General features: G+C 62.7%; 15 protein-coding genes. 12 read left to right on the forward strand and 3 right to left on the reverse strand.

Going from position 1 to position 16,983, the window contains the following annotated elements:
* Positions 1-3 precede the first annotated feature (3 nt).
* The 7 genes from GNZ12_RS08625 (at position 4) to GNZ12_RS08655 (ending at position 8,216) form a co-directional block, all read left to right on the forward strand.
* On the forward strand, positions 4-555 hold the full coding sequence (locus GNZ12_RS08625; protein ID WP_172309942.1) for a penicillin-binding protein activator LpoB: 552 nt from the start codon (positions 4-6) through the stop codon (positions 553-555).
* Between the two features lie 72 nt (positions 556-627).
* A complete protein-coding gene (locus GNZ12_RS08630) occupies positions 628-2,046 on the forward strand; it encodes a PelD GGDEF domain-containing protein (RefSeq protein ID WP_216673143.1) in 1,419 nt (472 codons plus the stop codon).
* A complete protein-coding gene (locus tag GNZ12_RS08635) occupies positions 2,039-3,049 on the forward strand; it encodes a tetratricopeptide repeat protein (RefSeq protein ID WP_172309944.1) in 1,011 nt (336 codons plus the stop codon). The genes GNZ12_RS08630 and GNZ12_RS08635 overlap by 8 nt, the downstream gene beginning before the upstream one ends.
* Positions 3,046-4,704, forward strand: a complete 1,659-nt coding sequence (gene pelF / locus GNZ12_RS08640; RefSeq protein ID WP_172309945.1) for a GT4 family glycosyltransferase PelF — start codon at positions 3,046-3,048, stop codon at positions 4,702-4,704. Before GNZ12_RS08635 ends, pelF begins: the two co-directional genes overlap by 4 nt.
* Positions 4,704-6,077 (forward strand): exopolysaccharide Pel transporter PelG, encoded by a 1,374-nt coding sequence (gene pelG / locus GNZ12_RS08645; RefSeq protein WP_172309946.1) that lies wholly within the window; start codon positions 4,704-4,706, stop codon positions 6,075-6,077. The genes pelF and pelG overlap by 1 nt, the downstream gene beginning before the upstream one ends.
* Positions 6,078-6,099: 22 nt before the next feature.
* Positions 6,100-7,257: an endo alpha-1,4 polygalactosaminidase gene (locus GNZ12_RS08650; RefSeq protein ID WP_172309947.1), complete on the forward strand. Its 1,158-nt coding sequence runs from the start codon at positions 6,100-6,102 to the stop codon at positions 7,255-7,257.
* Positions 7,258-7,313: 56 nt separating this feature from the next.
* Positions 7,314-8,216 (forward strand): endo alpha-1,4 polygalactosaminidase, encoded by a 903-nt coding sequence (locus GNZ12_RS08655; RefSeq protein ID WP_328805965.1) that lies wholly within the window; start codon positions 7,314-7,316, stop codon positions 8,214-8,216.
* A 78-nt stretch (positions 8,217-8,294) separates the two neighbouring features.
* Here the strand turns inward: GNZ12_RS08655 and GNZ12_RS08660 are convergent, their stop codons facing one another.
* A complete protein-coding gene (locus GNZ12_RS08660; RefSeq protein ID WP_172309948.1) occupies positions 8,295-8,924 on the reverse strand; it encodes a LysE/ArgO family amino acid transporter in 630 nt (209 codons plus the stop codon).
* Between the two features lie 97 nt (positions 8,925-9,021).
* Here GNZ12_RS08660 and GNZ12_RS08665 point away from each other — a divergent pair, with 97 nt between their 5' ends.
* Positions 9,022-9,915, forward strand: a complete 894-nt coding sequence (locus tag GNZ12_RS08665) for a LysR family transcriptional regulator ArgP (RefSeq protein ID WP_172309949.1) — start codon at positions 9,022-9,024, stop codon at positions 9,913-9,915.
* A gap of 50 nt (positions 9,916-9,965) precedes the next feature.
* On the opposite strand, the gene GNZ12_RS08670 is transcribed toward GNZ12_RS08665, so the two are convergent.
* Entirely contained in the window at positions 9,966-11,366 is a 1,401-nt protein-coding gene (locus tag GNZ12_RS08670) for an NAD(P)/FAD-dependent oxidoreductase (RefSeq protein ID WP_216673144.1), read from the reverse strand.
* 155 nt (positions 11,367-11,521) lie between these two features.
* Here GNZ12_RS08670 and GNZ12_RS08675 point away from each other — a divergent pair, with 155 nt between their 5' ends.
* Positions 11,522-12,487, forward strand: a complete 966-nt coding sequence (locus GNZ12_RS08675; protein WP_172309950.1) for a LysR family transcriptional regulator — start codon at positions 11,522-11,524, stop codon at positions 12,485-12,487.
* A gap of 273 nt (positions 12,488-12,760) precedes the next feature.
* Entirely contained in the window at positions 12,761-14,152 is a 1,392-nt protein-coding gene (locus GNZ12_RS08680; RefSeq protein WP_172309951.1) for an NAD(P)/FAD-dependent oxidoreductase, read from the forward strand.
* Positions 14,153-14,288: 136 nt separating this feature from the next.
* Here GNZ12_RS08680 and GNZ12_RS08685 read toward each other — a convergent pair whose 3' ends face one another.
* On the reverse strand, positions 14,289-14,660 hold the full coding sequence (locus GNZ12_RS08685) for a cupin domain-containing protein (protein ID WP_115782469.1): 372 nt from the start codon (positions 14,658-14,660) through the stop codon (positions 14,289-14,291).
* Positions 14,661-14,855: 195 nt separating this feature from the next.
* On the opposite strand from GNZ12_RS08685, the gene GNZ12_RS08690 reads away from it, so the two are divergent.
* A complete protein-coding gene (locus GNZ12_RS08690) occupies positions 14,856-16,292 on the forward strand; it encodes an aldehyde dehydrogenase family protein (protein WP_172309952.1) in 1,437 nt (478 codons plus the stop codon).
* 184 nt (positions 16,293-16,476) lie between these two features.
* Complete coding sequence (locus tag GNZ12_RS08695) at positions 16,477-16,935, forward strand: hypothetical protein (protein WP_172309953.1); 459 nt, start codon at positions 16,477-16,479, stop codon at positions 16,933-16,935.
* Positions 16,936-16,983 lie beyond the last annotated feature (48 nt).

A 16,983-nucleotide genomic window follows, 5' to 3' on the forward strand; every position in this document is an offset into this window, starting at 1 on the left:
TTCATGCACGGCATAAAAAAATTGGCTCGTACAGGTGCCTGGTGCGTCGCGGCAACGGCGTTGGCACTGCTCGTCAGCGCTTGTGGGACGGTGCGCCAGACCTCGGGCCCCGCGCTGTCGCGCGGCGACAAGGTGGCGGTGGTCTCGATCGCCAACTACACTGAAACCCCGGATGCCGGCCGTAGCGCCGAGTCGATCGCGGCGAATGCGCTGCGCGCCGGCGGGATCGCGGACGTGCGCATCGCGCCGGCCGATTCGAACGGCAATTCGCTGTTCGACACGACTCAACGCGCCGATGGCGACAAGACGCTCGAATGGGCGCGGTCGCAGAACGCCCGCTATGTCCTGTCGGGTGCGGTTGAAGAATGGCGCTACAAGACGGGCGTGGACGGTGAACCGGTCGTCGGCGTGACTTTCGAACTGATCGATGTGTCCAACGGCGCCGTGGTCTGGAGCGCGACGGGTACGCGTACGGGCTGGAGCCGTTCGGGTCTGTCGAGCGTGGCCACTTCGCTGATCGCCAAGGTTCTGTCGCCACTAGAAGCGCGTCAGTAAGCTCATCCCCAGAGTTGAGGCTTGCGTCCAGAATACCCGGGGCAAGCCGCAATCCGATAGGTAAAAAAGGAAATGGCCGTGAATACCACAACCGTGGAATCCGCCTCAAGCGCATCGAAGCCGCGCCATGCGCATCCGTTCGGCAATCTCGGACGCGTGCGCCGTTATCTGGCGCCTGCGGTGGTGCGGCCGTTCTCGGTCGTCGAAACAGTTGTGCTCGTGCTGGTCGTTCTGACCGTGAGCCGCTGGCTCCATCCGGAAGATCCGCTGCTGCTGCACGCCGGTTTCCCATGGCTGTGGCTGATGCCATTGCTGGTGGGTTTGCGCTATGGGAGCCTGCTCGGGTTGCTGGCCGGCGCATTCATGCTGGGCGCGTGGGCACTTTTCTATCCAGGCGGCGCTCCGTTTCCCGCGATGTATTTTGCCGGCGGTCTGATCGAGACGATTCTCGCCGGGCACTTCGGCGATACATGGGGCGGGCGCGCCGAGCGCGCATCTTCGTTGAACGATTACCTGAACGACCGTCTCGTCGCGTTGACCAACAGCCATTATCTGATGCGGCTGTCCCACGAACGGCTCGAAAAAGATCTGCTGTCACGCCCGACGACGCTGCGCGATTCGATCACCGAGTTGCGCCGGCTGTCGGTTGCGACGGATACGGCACTCACCGTACCGTCGTCGGCTGCTGAGGGCGTCCCGTTGGCAGGCGCGAGCGGTCTGCTCGAATTCGTGGCGCAAGCGTGCCAGATCGAAGTGGCGGCGCTGTATCCCGTGCGAAACGGCAAGGTCGGTGCGGAGGCGATTGCGCGGATCGGCGACACGTTCGAATTCGACGCAGCCGACGAACTCGTCACGCATGCGCTGAACACGCTCGCCGTCGCGCATCTGAAGAACGAAGACACGGTCGTGGCAGTCAGCCAGTACCTGGTCTGCGCGCCGCTGGTGTCGGCGGACGGCGAGTTGCGCGCATTGCTGGTCGTCAAACGGATGCCGTTCCTGTCGCTCAATTTCGACAACCTGCAGCTGTTGCTGGTGCTGCTGGGCTACTATGCGGACGGCGTCGAGCACTCAGCATTCGTGCAGCGCATCCTTGACCAGGTGCCGAACTGTCCGTACGAGTTCGCGCTCGATCTGGGGCGCCTCGCGCGCCTGCAGCAAAAGTCGGGCGTGGCGTCTTCAGTGGTCGCACTGGCCTTCCCGCGTGATGAAGAGGGTGACTCGCTGTTCGAACACGTGATACGCCGGCGCCGTTCGCTTGACGTCATGTGGCCGGTGCAAACAGCGAAACAGTCCGTGCTGGTGAATCTGATGCCGGCCACCGACACGACGGGTATCGACGGCTATCTGGCCCGGATCGAAGCCAGCCTCACGGCGCAGTTCAACACCGACCTGGAACACGCGCGCGTCGGCGTTCACACGCTCCACCTCGAGAGCGGCGAGCCGGGCGCGGCGCTGCTGCGTCTTCTCAAACGAAGCGGCCTCGATGTCTAAGACCCTCTCCCCCATCGTGAGCGCGTTGGCGGCGCTGGTGGCCGTGGTCGTGCAATACCTCGCGATCGTGAGCCTGATGCAACCGGCCGGCGCGATCGACCCATTGCTGCGTTTTCTCGCGCTGCAGGCGCTGGCAGGGCTCGCCGAAGCGGTTGCGTTCCGCCTGTGGCTGCCGCCGCGTTATCGCGAACCGCGCGCGCTGTCGCTGCTGCTGTTGTGGGTCGCCTGCACGTTTGTGCCGCTGTTCGGTGGCCTGGTGGTGCTGACCAGTTGCATCTGGGCCGTGCTTTTTCCGGGCGGCACTGAGAGCGATCAACTCGCCGATGTGCCGAGGCCGAAGTTTGTCACCTATCTGGTATCGCGTGTCTCGCACGGCGGCGGCGCGCGGCTGCAGGCGCGCCTCGCGAACACACAGGTGTCGGCAACCGACCGCCTGTCGGCCCTGGTTGCGATTCAGCGGATGCCGACCCGCACCACCGGCACCTTGCTGCGTGAATTGCTCGCCGATCCGCTCGAGGACATTCGCCTGATCGCGTACGGCACGCTGGATCACGCCGAAAACGAGATCATGCAGAAGATCTTCCAGACCAGTAAGGCACTCGAAGCAACCGATGGCGATACCGAGCGCCATGCGCTCAATCGTCTGCTGGCCGAACTCTATTTCGAGCTCGTGTATCAGAACCTGGTGCAGGGCGAGGTCTACCGGCACACGCTGCAACAGGCCGATCGCTACGCGCAGGCGGCGCTCGAAACCGATCCGGGCGACGCGGCGTTGTGGCTGATTCGCGGCCGTCTCGCGTTGGCCAACGGGCTGCCCGATGCCGCGCAAGGTCACATTTCGCGCGCTCTGGATCTCGGCTTCCCGCGTGAACGCCTGATTCCGTGGCTGGCGGAAGCCGACTTCCTGCGAGGCGATTATTCGCGCGTGTCGCAGCTTCTCGCGTCACTGGGCAATGCGGCTGCGCTGCCCACACTCAAACCGGTTGTGAAGTACTGGTCATGATGAAAGAACTCCCGATCCGCCGTGCCGCTGATGCCGATGTCTGCCTGCTGCTCGAAGGTACGTTCCCGTTCGTGCGCGGCGGCGTGTCGAGCTGGGTCAATGAAATGATCCGGGCGTACCCGGCGACGCGTTTCGCGGTTGTCTTCATCGGCAGCCGTGAGCAGGACTACAACGGCGCCGCCTACGTGTTGCCGGACAACGTCGTACATATCGAAACGCACTATCTGTACGAGCAGGGCGCAGCCGATTTTCCGCAGCCGCGTGCCCTCCAGGGCGATGCCGCTGCATTTGCGCGCTCGCAGCAGTTGCATGACGCGCTGCGTGATCCGCGCAACGGCCTGGACGCTGGCGCACTGATGGCAGACGTGATTCCGATGCTCGGGAAAGACGGCGCGCTGAACGAAGCGCAGTTTCTGTCGAGCCGCGCTGCGTGGGACACGATCGTCGATCAGTATCAGAAGTACTGCACGGACCCTTCGTTCACGGACTATTTCTGGACCGTGCGGATCATGCACAAGCCGTTGTGGCAACTGGCGCGCGTCGCCGAAACGTTGTTGCCCGCGCGTGTCTATCACACGGTATCGACAGGATATGGCGGGTTTCTCGGCGCGCTGATGCACTACCGTACTGGCCGCCCGCTGCTCATTTCCGAGCACGGCATCTATACGAAAGAACGCAAGATCGACTTGCTGCAAAGCCAGTGGATTCGCGATAACCGCGGCGTATTCGAGCGCGATATTTCGCGCGTCAGCTATTTCCGTGAACTGTGGGTGCGTTTCTTCGAAGCGATCGGCAAGCTCGCCTATGATGCCGCGGATGACATCGTCGCGCTGTACGAAACGAACCGTCAGCGGCAGATCGCGGACGGCGCGCGCGCCGAGCGCACTCAGTGCATTCCGAATGGCATCGACGTCGACGGACTGGCGCCGCTGGTGGAGCGCCGCTTGCCGCGTTCGCATCGTGTGGTGGCGCTGATCGGACGCGTGGTGCCGATCAAGGATATCAAGACCTTCATCCGGTCGATCTTCATTGCGTCGCGCACGCTGCAAGATCTCGAAGGCTGGATCATCGGACCGGAAGAAGAGGATCCTGCCTACGCGCTCGAATGCCGCGCTCTCGTGGAGAGCCTTGGACTCAGCCGGCATGTGAAATTCCTCGGTTTTCAGCGCATCGACGAGATGCTGCCGCAAGTCGACGTGATCGCGCTGACGTCGATCAGCGAGGCGTTGCCGCTGGTGGTGCTGGAGGGGTTCGCCGCGGGCGTGCCGGCCATTACGACGGACGTGGGCTCGTGCCGTCAACTGATCGAAGGTGCCGATGAGGACGATCGCGCGCTCGGCTCAGCCGGCATGGTGGTCCAGCTCGCGGATCCGGCGGCGTTTGCCCAGGCTGTGCTGGCGCTGCTGGCGGATGACGCACGCTGGCTGGCCGCTCAGCAGGCGGGTCTCGCGCGCGTACGCCGCTATTACACGAAGACGCAGATGATCGACAGTTATCGCACGGTGTATGACCGGCTGGCCGCGATGCCGGATCGCGAACGCAACGGGCAGGGCGCCGGCGCTGCCCGCTGCCCGATGGACCATGGCACTCAACCGGGCGGGGCGAAACCTCAGGCGCGTGCAGCGCAGCCCGTTCAGCAGCAGGAGACACGCTGATGGCGGGTATCGGCTTCGAATTACGCAAGATCATGCGTCGCGAGACGCTGGTGGGCGTCGCGCGTGCTTACGCCTATGCCGGCTTGATCAGCTCAGGGCCGTTGATCCTGTCGATCTTCGGCATTCTGATCATTGGGCTGATCAGCCTCACGTCGGTGATACCGACGTTTGCGATCGAGCAGTTTCAGGTGTCGGTCACCTATCTGATCGCGCTCAGCCTGATCCTGACCGGACCGCTGCAACTCTCGTTCACGCGCTTCATTTCGGATCGGCTGTTCGAAAAGCGTGACGACCTTGTCCTGTCGAACTACAACGGCGTGGTGCTGGTGTCGTCGGTGCTGGCAAGCGTGGTGGCGGTGATCGCGATGCTGGTGGGCTTTCGCAGCGAACCGCTGATCTATCGTTTGTTGATGATCACGGGCTTCGTGGTGGTCAGTAACATCTGGATCGCGGTGATCTTCCTGTCGAGCGTCAAACAGTACCGGCAGATCCTGCTGGTGTTCTTCGTCGGCTATGCGTGCGTGGTGTGCCTTGCACTCGCGTTGAACGGCTACGGCCTCGTGGGCTTGCTCGGCGGCTTTGTCGCGGGGCATATCGTGCTGCTTGCCGGGTTGTCCGGACTGATCTATCGCAATTACCGCAGCGAGCGTTTCATTTCATTCGAAGTGTTCGAGCGGCGCTTTGCCTATCCGAGTCTCGCGCTCGTCGGCCTGCTGTTCAATATCGGCGTGTGGCTCGACAAGTTCATGTTCTGGTACGCGCCGGGCACGGGCAGCAAGGTCATCGGGCCGCTGCATGCATCGGTCATTTACGATATCCCGATCTTTATCGCCTACGTTTGCGTCATGCCGGGCATGGCGACGTTCCTTGTGCGCATCGAGGCGGACTTCGTCGAGTATTACGACGCCTTCTATGACGCGGTGCGCAGCGGCGCGACGCTGCGCCACATCAATGAAATGCGCGACATGATGGTGGGGAGCGTGCGCTCCGGCCTGTTCGAAATCATCAAGGTGCAGACGGTCGTGCTGTTGCTGATCATTGCCTTTGGCGAACGCGTGCTGGGTTCACTCGGCATTTCCCCGCTGTATCTGCCGCTGCTTGTCGTAGACGTGGTGTCGGCGAGTCTGCAGGTGCTGTTGCTGGGGCTGCTCAATGTGTTCTTCTATCTGGACGGGCGGCGTGTCGTGCTGCGGCTCACCGCTGCGTTTGTGGTACTGAACGGGCTGTTCACCGGCATTACGCTCAAGCTCGGCCCGGACTTCTACGGGTACGGCTTTGCGCTGGCACTGCTCGTCGTTGTGGTGGCATCCGTGAAGGTGCTCGACAGAAAATTCATGTCTTTGGAATACGAAACGTATATGTTGCGGAGTTGACTTTTCGACTCCGGATTTCACCATGCATCAGAATAACCCCGTCCCGCTTCGGCGGCCCGCCCGCCCGCGTCTCGCCACCAAGGTCTCCTGGGCCGCTCAGGCGGCACGATGGATAAGCGCGGCGGGGCTCATCGCAGCCGCCGCCCTCATGACAGCGTGTGGCGGCGGAGGCGGTTCCAGCGCCACGGGCGGTTCGGGTAGCTTGACGGCGGCTTCAACCGCACCGGCGAGCGGCTCCGCGACTAACTCGTCGAATGCTTCGAATGCGTCGAACACGACCGGCGGTACGAAGACGGTGAGCCCGGCGCCCGTGATCGCGGCGGCGCGGGCGCTGCCCGCTTCTCCGGTGTGGGTCGCGTACTACGGCACCGCCAGCGCGATCGACATCGCCCAGGTCGCGGCCACGTTCAAGCTGATCGTCATCGATGCGGATCCCGGCAGTGGCACGCCTGCCTTCTCCGCGGCGCAGATCGCGGCATTGAAGGCGAATGGCGCAAAAGTGCTGAGCTATCTGAATTTCGGTGCCTGCGAGAAAGCGCGGACCTACTGGAACACTGTGCCGTCCGGTTTCGTGTCGTGTGGCGCGAATACGGCGGCGCAACTCGGCAAATACCAGGGATTCCAGGAGTACTGGATGAATCCTGCTAACGCTGACTATCAGAATCTGATCTTGAATTACATCGCGCCGCGTCTCGCGGCAACCGGTGTGGACGGATTCATGCTGGATAACTTCGAAATTGTCGGACATAGCGCCAATGCGTCTGCCGGTCCGTGTGATGCGGCTTGCGCGCAAGGCGGCCTCGATCTCGTCAAGCAGCTGCGCGACCAGTTTCCGAATCTGGCATTTGTGCCGAATGCTGCGCCAGTGCAGGCGATCGGCGGGACGACGGGCGGCGTCTCGTTCCCGTGGCTGATCGACGGCGTGTTATCGGAGCAGGTCTATTTGCCGGCGGTGAGCTCGTCGGTGGTGCAGCAGTTGCAGGCATGGCAAAGCGCCGAGCAGAACCTGGGGCGTAGCAATTTCTTTGTCGGCACGCTCGACTATGCGTCGTCCTGCACGGCGTCGTCCGCGGCACAAAGCGCATGGACAAGTTCGCAACAGGCGGGGTTCAGTCCGTTGATCTCGACGGCGTCGCTGAGCAGCATCTGCTGGTGGTCGTTCTTGCCCTCGGGCAGTTAGAAACGGCAAGCTGACGCGGGCGGTGTGGTCTGAATAACGTAGAAAAGGAACCGGTTTTGGCAGAGCAAGATCACGACAGGCAGTTTTCATTGCGCGCGATGCTGCGCCTTTTCAGCAGACTCGCGCGCGTGGTCGCAGTCGGCGCGCTGGCTTCGGTCGCGCACGCGCAGGGCGCGGCGGGCACGCCTGCTGGGCCGTCTGTCGCGCTGTTCTACGGTGCGAATCCGCCTGTGGAGCAGCTCTCCGCTTTCGATGTCGTGGTGGTCGAGCCTGATGCGAAGTTCGACCCGCGCGCCCATGCCAAAACACATCCGGTATGGTTCGCGTATGTGAGCGTCGGCGAAGTGAACGCGCACCGGTCGTATTTCAGCGCGATGCCGAGCGCGTGGCTGTCTGGCGAGAACGAGGCGTGGGCGTCCAAGGTAGTGGACCAGACCGCGCCAGGCTGGCCGGCATTTTTTGTCGACAAGGTGATCGCGCCACTGTGGGAAAAAGGCTACCGTGGCTTCTTCCTCGACACGCTCGACTCGTATCAGCTCATCGCCAGGACCGACGCCGCGCGGGCCGCGCAGGAGGCTGGGCTGGTCAACGTCATTCGCGCGATCAAAGCGCGTTATCCGAAGGCGAAGTTGATCTTCAACCGCGGTTTCGAAGTGTTGCCGCAGGTCCACGATCTTGCCTATGTGGTCGCGTTCGAATCCTTATATCGCGGTTGGGATGCCGGGAAGCAGCGCTATACGGAAGTACCGCAGGCCGATCGCGACTGGCTGCTGAAGCAGGCAGCGACCATTCACGAAAAATACCGGCTGCCGGTGCTGGCCATCGACTATTGCCCACCCACGGACGATGCGTGCGGGCCGGCCACCGCCGCGCGCATTAGCGAGGCGGGTCTCGTGCCTTATGTCACCGATGGCGGCCTCGCCACGGTTGGCGTCGGTCCGGCCAGGCCGTCCGATTGAACCGGTATTGCCATTTACACGGACGGCGGTGAGCGAGCGCTGCGGTGTCGCGCACACGCACTGGGCGATGCACGGCACTCACCGCAACTGCGTCACCGCCAGCAGCAACACCATGCTGCCAATCGCGCCATCCAGCACGCGCCACGCGGTAGCCCGGCGAAACAGCGGCGCCAGCGCACGCGCGCCGTACCCCAGACCGATAAACCAGACCCCGCTCACCGCCATCGCGCCGAGTGCGAACGCCACCCGTGCGCCGTCCGGTTCGCGCGCGCCAGCCGTGCCGATCAGCAGGAAGGTGTCGAGATACACGTGCGGATTGAGCCACGTGAAGGCCAAGGTCATCAGGATGATCGGCATCGCCCGTTGCACGGGGGCCGTGCCCTGCGCCGCGCCGCTTGCATTGGCGTCCAGCACCGCATGGCCTGGCCGCACCGCACGGCGCAGCGCGTTGATGCCGAACCAGGCCAGATAGGCGAGCCCCACATACAGCATCGCGTGGACGAAGACCGGATAGCGTTCCACCAGCACCGACGCGCCACCGACACCGGCGCCGATCAGGATGAAGTCCGACAGCGCGCACAGCGTGACGATCTTGCCGACGTGCGAGCGCATGATGCCCTGACGCAGCACAAAGGCGTTCTGCGCGCCGATCGTCACGATCAGCGACGCGCACAGGGCGGCACCGTGGGAAAAAGATAGCCAGTTCATAATCGATCCAGTAGACGGGGGAAGCAAACGAGGCTAGTCTGCGGTTTTGCTGCTCATAAGAGAAGCTAATTTACTTAATGCAGATTAAGGAACGCTAATGCTCGACTATGCGTTGCTCGATGCACTGGCCGCCGTGGTGCGGCACGGTTCGTTCGACCGCGCGGCCAGCGAACTGAATGTGACGCCGTCAGCCGTCTCCCAGCGGGTCAAGCTGCTGGAGGAGCGGGTGGGCAGCGTGCTCGTGAAGCGCGGCCAGCCATGTGTCGCGACCACCTCGGGTGCGCTGTTGTGCCGCCACACCGAACGCGTGCAGTTGCTGGAAGCGGAGCTGACCGGCCGCCTGCCGGCGCTGCCGGGCGCGCTGGTCGAACCGTGGCCGGCGCTGCGCGTGGCCGTCAACGACGACAGCGTGGGGACCTGGTTTATCGACGCGGTGGCGCAGTTCTGCGTGGAACGGGAGATGCTGCTCGATCTCGTGATCGACGATCAGGATCACACCGCGCAGCGGATTCGCGACGGCAGCGTGCAAGGCGCGGTCACCACGCAAGCGGAGCCGGTGCAGGGCTGCCGCTCGACCCGCCTCGGGCGGATGCGCTATCTGGCGGTCTGCACGCCGGCGTTTCGCGAGCGGCATTTTGCCGATGGCGTCACACGCGAGTCGCTACGGCGCGCACCGTGTGTCGATTTCAATCCGAAAGATCAGTTGCAGAAGCGCTTCATGCGCCGCGTCACGCGGGTGGACCTGGACCCGCCGTTGCACTGGATTCCACACGTCGCCGGCTTTTTGCGCGCCTGCGTGACGGGCCTCGGCTGGGGTATGTGCCCCGAACGGATGATCGCGCCGCATCTGGCCAGCGGCGAGTTGGTGGACATGGCGCCTGGCAAGCATATCGATGTCGATCTGTACTGGCAGAGCTGGCGCTTGTCGATCGGATGGTTGGACGATTTCGGCGCGGTACTGCGCAAGCGGGCGACGGAGTTTCTCGATTGAGCGCTGCATGGGCGGCGTTTTCTGAAGGACGCCGCCCGTGCTTGCCGATTTCAATGCAGCCGGATCACCGGATGCACGCGTCGGCGCAACCAATGGCTCGCCGAATCGAGCGCCATGCGTGCGAAGCCGGTCAACGTCATCACATGGCGGCGATAGATCAGCTTGTAGACGACGGTGGCCAACCAGCCGTCGACGAACACCGGCTGCGTCAGCAAGCTGTTGCTCAGGCTGCCGATCGTGCCTTCGCGTCCAAAACCGACCAAGGTGCCGGCGTCGCGATAGACGAATTCCGGTAAGGGCTCGTCCGCTATCCGGCACTTCAGCGCACGCGCCAGAAACAGCGCTTGCTGATGCGCGACCTGAGCGCGCGGCGCCAGAAACGCGCCCGCATTGTCAGAAGAAGGGCAGGCGGCACAGTCGCCGAGTCCGAAGATGTTTGCGTCGTTCGTGCATTGCAGCGTTCGGTTCACCTGTATTTGCGCGTTGCGATTCACCGCGATGCCGTCCAGCGTGCGCAACACCGGTGGCCCCGCGATGCCGGCAGTCCAGATCGCGATGTCGCTGGCGAGCGGCGCGCCTTCATTCGTCAGCACTGCATCGGCGCGCACTTCGGTAACACGTGTTGCGTTCAACACCTCGACCCCGAGACTGGCGAGCATCTTTTGCGCGCGCGCCGAGATCGTTTCGGCCAGGGCGGGCAGCACGCGTTCGCTGCTTTCGATCAGCCGGATGCGGAAGTCGCGCACGGGATCAAGTGAAAACGGGCTATAGCGGTTCAAGAGACGCACCGTGTCGCGCACCGCAGCGGCGAGTTCAACGCCCGTTGCACCCGCGCCGATGATGTTGATCGACACCGGCGTGTCCGCTTGCGCGGTCCGCGCGCGGCGCGCATGGTTCGCCCGCAGACAGGCGTCGAGCAGCTTGCGGCGAAACGCTTCCGCATGGGCGACCGATTCGAGCGGCAACGCGTGTTCGGCCGCGCCGGGCACGCCGAAATATTGCGTGACGCTGCCCATGGCCAGCACCAGCGTATCGAATGCAAGCTGCCGTGATGGCAGGATTTCGCGGCCGTCGGCGTCGTGGAGCGCATTCAGTGTGATGTGCCGGTTGGTCCGATCGAGCGCGGCAAGTTCGCCCTGTTCGAATTCGAAACCATGCCGTTGCGCCTGCACCGCATATTGCAGTTGATGCGTGGCCGGATCGAGTTGGCCCGACGCGGCTTCATGCAGCAGGGGCTTCCAGAAATGCGTCGGCCAGCGATCCACCAGCACGACCTGTGCGAGACCGGCGCGTCCGAGCGTTTCCGACAGACGCGTAGCGAGACCAAGCCCGCCGACGCCGCCACCGACGATCACGACGCGATGCACCGCCGCTGGCGTCGATTGAGCCGTTTGCTGCCTTTGCTGTGTGCGTTGCGCGGTAGAGGCTCCCTGCTGATCGATTGCGGCCATGATCCGTATCCTCCTGAAGTTATCTGTGCTGAGCCGGTGAAGGTGTTGGCGGGCTATTCCCGGTATTCATCGGCCTCATCTGTCAGGGCCAGTATAGAATCGGCGGAAACCGCAGCACAATTTAATGTTTATACAGAATATATAGGTTTTCACTTATGTTAAAAACCGCCACGTTTCGTCAATTGAAAGCTTTGCATACGGTCGCGAAGCTCGGCAGCGTGTCGCGCGCGGCCGAAGAATTGAAGCTCACGCAACCGGCGGTGTCGCTTCAGGTGCGTCTGCTTGAAGAGTCCGCGGGGGCGCCGCTGTTGCAGCGGGTGGGCCGTGGCGTGCAACTGACCGCGGCGGGCGAGATCCTCGCGCGCTATGCACTGGAAATCCTCGATCTATGGAACGGCGCGGCGGACGATCTCGCCGCGCTGCATGGCGAGCAGGGCGGCACGCTGCGCATCGGCGCGATCACGACCGCGGAATATCTGATCCCGCCGTTTCTGGTTCGATTCACCGAGTTGCGCCCACAAGTGAAGGTGCAGTTCAAGGTCGGCAATCGCGCCGACATCATCCGCATGCTGGCCACGCACGAGATCGACCTCGCGGTGATGGGCAGCGCGCCGCGCGAATTGCGCACGGTGGCGACCGCCTTCGCCAAGCATCCGATGGCGTTCGTCGCCTCGCCCGCCCATGCGCTGATGAAGAAAAAGCGCCTGTCGCTGGACGATCTGCAAACCGCGAATCTGTTCGTGCGGGAGCGGGGCTCGGGCACGCGCTCAACCGTCGAGAATCTGTTTCGACTCGCCGGCCACAAGCTGCATATCGGCTCCGAACTCTCGAGTAACGAGGCGATCAAGCAACTGGTCGAGGCGGGTTTGGGGGTTGCGTTTCTGTCGCTGCATGCATGCTCGCTGGAGTTTCAGGCGGGCCTGCTGGCGTTGCTGCCCTTGCCGGCCAATCCGATCGAGCGCGACTGGTACGTGATGCACGTGTCCGACAAACGCCTGCCGCACGTCGCCGGCCTGTTCCGCGATTTTCTGATCGAGCACGGCATGTCCGGTGCGGTGCCGGTACCGCTGCCGACCGTCGCCGCGGCGAAACGGCGCCGTCAGGCGCGCGAGGCAAGTTAGTCTTCACGCGAGGATTCTCGCTATTCGCTTCGACGTTTGCACTCTATCAGGCCCGAAGGAGGCCCCCGCACGGCCTTTGGTTGCATCCGCAGAGCCTTATTTGACGGGGCTTTTGGGTTACATCGTCCGAAATCAAAGTAAAGGTTGAGCGGCCGATATTTTTGCCTACACCGTTTGTCTTTACAGTGACGTCGAGACATCTGAGAAAAGTGGACGCCGCATCCCTGTGGCGAGCCATTGTGATTGACCTGGCCGTTACAGGAGTCGGAGACATTGAGCGAATCAATAAAGCGCGCGTTTGAAGGTGTAAAGCTGTTTCCGTTCTGGCTGGACAATCCGCGTGCACCGGCTGTCGAACGGGAATTGATTGGTCCGACTTCCGCGGATCTGGTGGTGGTTGGCGGTGGTTTTACCGGACTGTGGGCTGCGATTCAGGCGAAAGAAGCGGACCCGTCGCTCGACGTCGTGCTGGTCGAAGCAGGGAAGGTGGCCTACGGCGCATCGGGCCGTCCGGGCGGGATCATTTCCACGTCGGTGATGCATGGTCTGCCGAACGCGACAAGGGTCTTTCCGCAAGACCTCGACGTGCTGGAAAAGCTGGGCCAGGAGAACCTCGACGGCTTCAAGGAATCGTTGACGCGTTACGGCATTGAAGCGGACGTCGAATGGAATGGCGAGATGACGGTTGCCGTCGATCCGGGCCACCTCGATCATCTGAAAGGCGATTATGAGTTGCACGTGGCGCATGGGCACGACGTGGTGTTGCTCGACAGCAAAGGCGCGCGCGAGCAACTCGATTCGCCTTTGTTCGCGGGCGCGATGTGGTCGCGCAATCGCAGCGGCACGATTCACCCGGCGAAGCTCGCGTGGGGCCTGAAAGCCGCCGCGCTGAAACTCGGGGTGCGTTTGCATGAACACTCGCCGATCACGCGTATGGAAGATCGCGGCGCGACGTTGGTCGTGCACACGCAATCTGGCCGCATCGAAACGCCGCGCGTGCTGCTCGGTACCGGCACGGCGGATGTGGGCGTGACCGACATCAAGCGCCGCGTGATGCAGGTGCGCGATCACATCATCGCGACCGCGCCGTTGAGCGAAGAGCAGATGGCCCGCATTGGCTGGCACAATCGCCAGGGCATTTACGATACGCGTACGCAGCTCAATTATTTCCGTCTCACCCAAGACAACCGGATCATCTTCGGCGGCCGTGTGAGTTATCACTTCGGCGGCGATTCGAATCCGGCAGCGGATCGTGACGAGAGCACCTACTACAAGCTCGCCGAGGCGTTCTATCGTACCTTCCCGCAACTGGGCGACGTGCGCTTCACCCATGCATGGGGCGGCCCGATCGATTACTGCTCACGCGGCGCCGTGTTTGCGCGCCGCTATCACGGCGGCAAGAGCGTGTTCGTCGCGGGCTATACGGGTTTTGGCGTGGCGGGCAGCCGCTTTGGTGCGAAGATGGGCCTCGACATGCTGTGGAATCGCGATACGCTGATTACATCGCTCGATATTTCGCGCAAAGGGCCGTCGTACATTCCGCCGGAGCCGCTGCGCTGGATCGCCGCGAAGATTACGTTCAACGCGTTCGACGGCGCCGACGATCGCGGCGGCTGGCGGCGTCTGTGGATCAATTCGATCAAGGCGCTCGGTTTCCCGATGTAGTGGCGGAGGGTGTCGCGAGGGTGTTCACGAGGTGGTCAAGGTACCTGGCGGGTTTTTATTCATTGCCGCCAGAATAAAAAAACCGCACCTTAACGGGTGCGGTTCTTGTTGAAGCAACGGTGTGATGCAGTGTGCATCAACCGCAGTACACGATGCTGTACTTCTTGGTCGCCACCGGCATATGCCACGTGCCGGAGAAGCCCTTGTGCAGGATGAAGGCGTCGCCGGCGGCATAGCGTTCGCTGCGGCCGTCGTCGCTGGTGATGACGACTTCGCCCTCGATCAGCACGCAGACTTCGTGGATCGGCAGGTCGGCCAGCTTCAGCGTGCCCGCATCGCATTGCCACACGCCGGCGGACAGCATGTTGGTCGCGTCCGAAAATGCATTGAGGGCGTGCGGTGCCTTGGCGCCTTCGAGAATGACGTCGGCGGGATCGTGCAGGGCCGGGTTCAGGCCGGAAGCGCCGGGGCCTTTAGCGTCGATGCGGGTGAAAGTGATGGTGCTCATGTGTCTCTCCTGGTTGATTGGGTTCGATGACGAAATCGAAGCAGAACCGGAGTCTGAGCCAAAGCTGCGTAGCGATGAATTTCGATTTGAAGACATTCAGATTGAGCGGCGTCGATGTAAAGCATTCGATACCGCTACGGGCGCGATTTTCGGCCTAACGTCTGACCTAGCACATTCATGTAAAGGACTAAGCGCATGGAACACGCCAAACAGTTTTATATCGACGGCCAATGGGTCACCCCGCTTGATTCGGCCAAGGGTGCCACGCTCGACGTGATCGATCCTTCCACGGCCACTGCCTTCGCACAGATTTCGCTCGGCAGCGCAGCCGATGTCGATCGCGCCGTGGCGGCGGCGAAGCGTGCCTTTCCGGCCTACAGCGAGACGACGATCGCGCAGCGAATCGATTTGCTGCAAGCGATTCTCGACGTCTACCGCAAGCGCTACGACGACATGGTGCATGCGATCAGCCGCGAGATGGGTGCACCGCTGCAATACGCGAATGACGCGCAGGCATGGACCGGCGTCGCCCATCTGGAGACAATGATCCGCACGCTCGACACGTTTGAGTTCGAGTACGTAAAGAGCAGCATTCTGATCCGCAAGGAAGCGGTCGGCGTGTGCGGGCTGATTACACCGTGGAACTGGCCGGCCTTGCAGATCGCCACCAAGGTCGTGCCCGCGCTGGCGGCCGGCTGCACGATGGTGCTCAAACCCTCGGAACTGGCGCCGCTCTCCGGCATCCTATTCGCCGAGATCCTCGACGAAGCGGGCGTGCCGGCCGGCGTGTTCAACCTCGTCAACGGCGAAGGCGCGACGGTGGGCGAGGCGATGTCGCGTCATCCGGACATCGATATGATGTCATTCACCGGTTCGACGCGTGCGGGCGTGCAGGTCGCCAAGGCCGCGGCGGATACGGTCAAGCGCGTGCATCAGGAACTGGGCGGAAAATCGGCCAACCTGATTCTCGAAGATGCCGATCTGAAGCACGCTGTGATGCGCGGTGCACGGGCGTGTTTCGACAACAGCGGCCAGTCGTGCGATGCGCCCACCCGCATGTTCGTGCCGCGCGCACGCCTCGCCGAAGCATTGGCGTATGCGAAGGAGGCCGCTGACGCATTGGTTGTCGGCCCCGCGGATGCGAAGGGTATCGATCTTGGGCCGGTCATCAGCGAACAGCAGTTCGACAAGATCCAGCGGCTGATTGGCGTGGGCATCGAAGAGGGCGCGACGCTGGTGGCGGGCGGTCCGGGCCGTCCCGAAGGATTGAAGGATGGCTACTTTGTCCGCCCGACGGTATTCGGCAACGTCACGCCGAACATGACGATCGCACGCGAAGAGATTTTCGGACCGGTGCTGTCGATTCTCGGCTACGACTCCGAGGACCAGGCGGTCGCGATGGCCAACGATAGTCTCTACGGTCTCGCGGGCTATGTACAGTCGGCCTCGATCGAGCATGCGTATGCGGTGGCGAAGCGCCTGCGTACCGGGACGATCTATCTGAACTACGCGGACTACAACCCCGATGCGCCGTTCGGCGGCTTCAAGCAATCGGGCAATGGCCGCGAGTACGGCGAGTTCGGCCTCGAGGACTTTTTGGAGATCAAGGGCGTGGTGGGCTACGCGGATTGAGGCCGCGCGGCGGCCGGCGATGTGGCTCAGTGATGTACCTTAGCCGCGCAAGCATAACGAAAGTTATGCGGCCAGTGAGGGACATCACCGCGCCGGCAGCTTCCCGATGGCTGTTCTGAACCTGAGAGCGCGGGTTGAGGGCGTCTATAATCCTCACCGGAATTCGCCATCGGATCTTGAACCTGTGAAAACAACACTCGCTATTGCGCTTGCCGCGCTCGCCCTGAGCGGCTGCATGTCTGCCGAAAAAGAAGAGGCCCAGGCGCGCGACTTTACCCGCTCCGAGAACCTGCTCGATACCGCGCAGCATAACGCCGCTATTGCCTGCGCGGATCAGACGCAGTGCGACAAGGCCTGGTCGCTCACGAAGGACTACGTGGCAGCGCATTCTTCCACGTCAATAGTTCGCGCCGACGCTGTAGCGATCGAGACCGACGTTCCGAGCCGCTCGGGGCACGCGGTCTATTCGGCCACGCGCGTGGCCAAGGGCGGTGGGGCGACGATCACGCTGTATGCGCAGTGCCGTGGCATGTATGGTCCGGATCGCGCGATGGCCTCCGACTACGACGATTGCGTCAAGCAGATCGCTCCGACACAAAACGGCTTTGTGCCGTTTCTGCGCCAGCATCTTTCCAGTCAGTAATCCGGCCAGTAAGCCGGGCAATAGCGGGCGAACGTAGCGAGCAAACTT

It is taken from the genome of Paraburkholderia solitsugae (assembly GCF_013177695.1).
Taxonomy (GTDB): Bacteria; Pseudomonadota; Gammaproteobacteria; order Burkholderiales; family Burkholderiaceae; genus Paraburkholderia; species Paraburkholderia solitsugae.

Bases quoted from the DNA above. Each gene is read 5' to 3' on its own strand.
- GNZ12_RS08625 (WP_172309942.1), top strand. From the start codon at position 4: ATGCACGGCATAAAAAAATTGGCTCGTACAGGTGCCTGGTGCGTCGCG.
- pelG (WP_172309946.1), top strand. From the start codon at position 4,704: ATGGCGGGTATCGGCTTCGAATTACGCAAGATCATGCGTCGCGAGACG.
- GNZ12_RS08685 (WP_115782469.1), bottom strand. From the start codon at position 14,660: ATGAGCACCATCACTTTCACCCGCATCGACGCTAAAGGCCCCGGCGCT.
- GNZ12_RS08665 (WP_172309949.1), top strand. From the start codon at position 9,022: ATGCTCGACTATGCGTTGCTCGATGCACTGGCCGCCGTGGTGCGGCAC.
- GNZ12_RS08660 (WP_172309948.1), bottom strand. From the start codon at position 8,924: ATGAACTGGCTATCTTTTTCCCACGGTGCCGCCCTGTGCGCGTCGCTG.
- GNZ12_RS08635 (WP_172309944.1), top strand. From the start codon at position 2,039: ATGTCTAAGACCCTCTCCCCCATCGTGAGCGCGTTGGCGGCGCTGGTG.
- GNZ12_RS08690 (WP_172309952.1), top strand. From the start codon at position 14,856: ATGGAACACGCCAAACAGTTTTATATCGACGGCCAATGGGTCACCCCG.
- GNZ12_RS08630 (WP_216673143.1), top strand. From the start codon at position 628: ATGGCCGTGAATACCACAACCGTGGAATCCGCCTCAAGCGCATCGAAG.
- GNZ12_RS08650 (WP_172309947.1), top strand. From the start codon at position 6,100: ATGCATCAGAATAACCCCGTCCCGCTTCGGCGGCCCGCCCGCCCGCGT.
- GNZ12_RS08675 (WP_172309950.1), top strand. From the start codon at position 11,522: ATGTTAAAAACCGCCACGTTTCGTCAATTGAAAGCTTTGCATACGGTC.
- GNZ12_RS08670 (WP_216673144.1), bottom strand. From the start codon at position 11,366: ATGGCCGCAATCGATCAGCAGGGAGCCTCTACCGCGCAACGCACACAG.
- pelF (WP_172309945.1), top strand. From the start codon at position 3,046: ATGATGAAAGAACTCCCGATCCGCCGTGCCGCTGATGCCGATGTCTGC.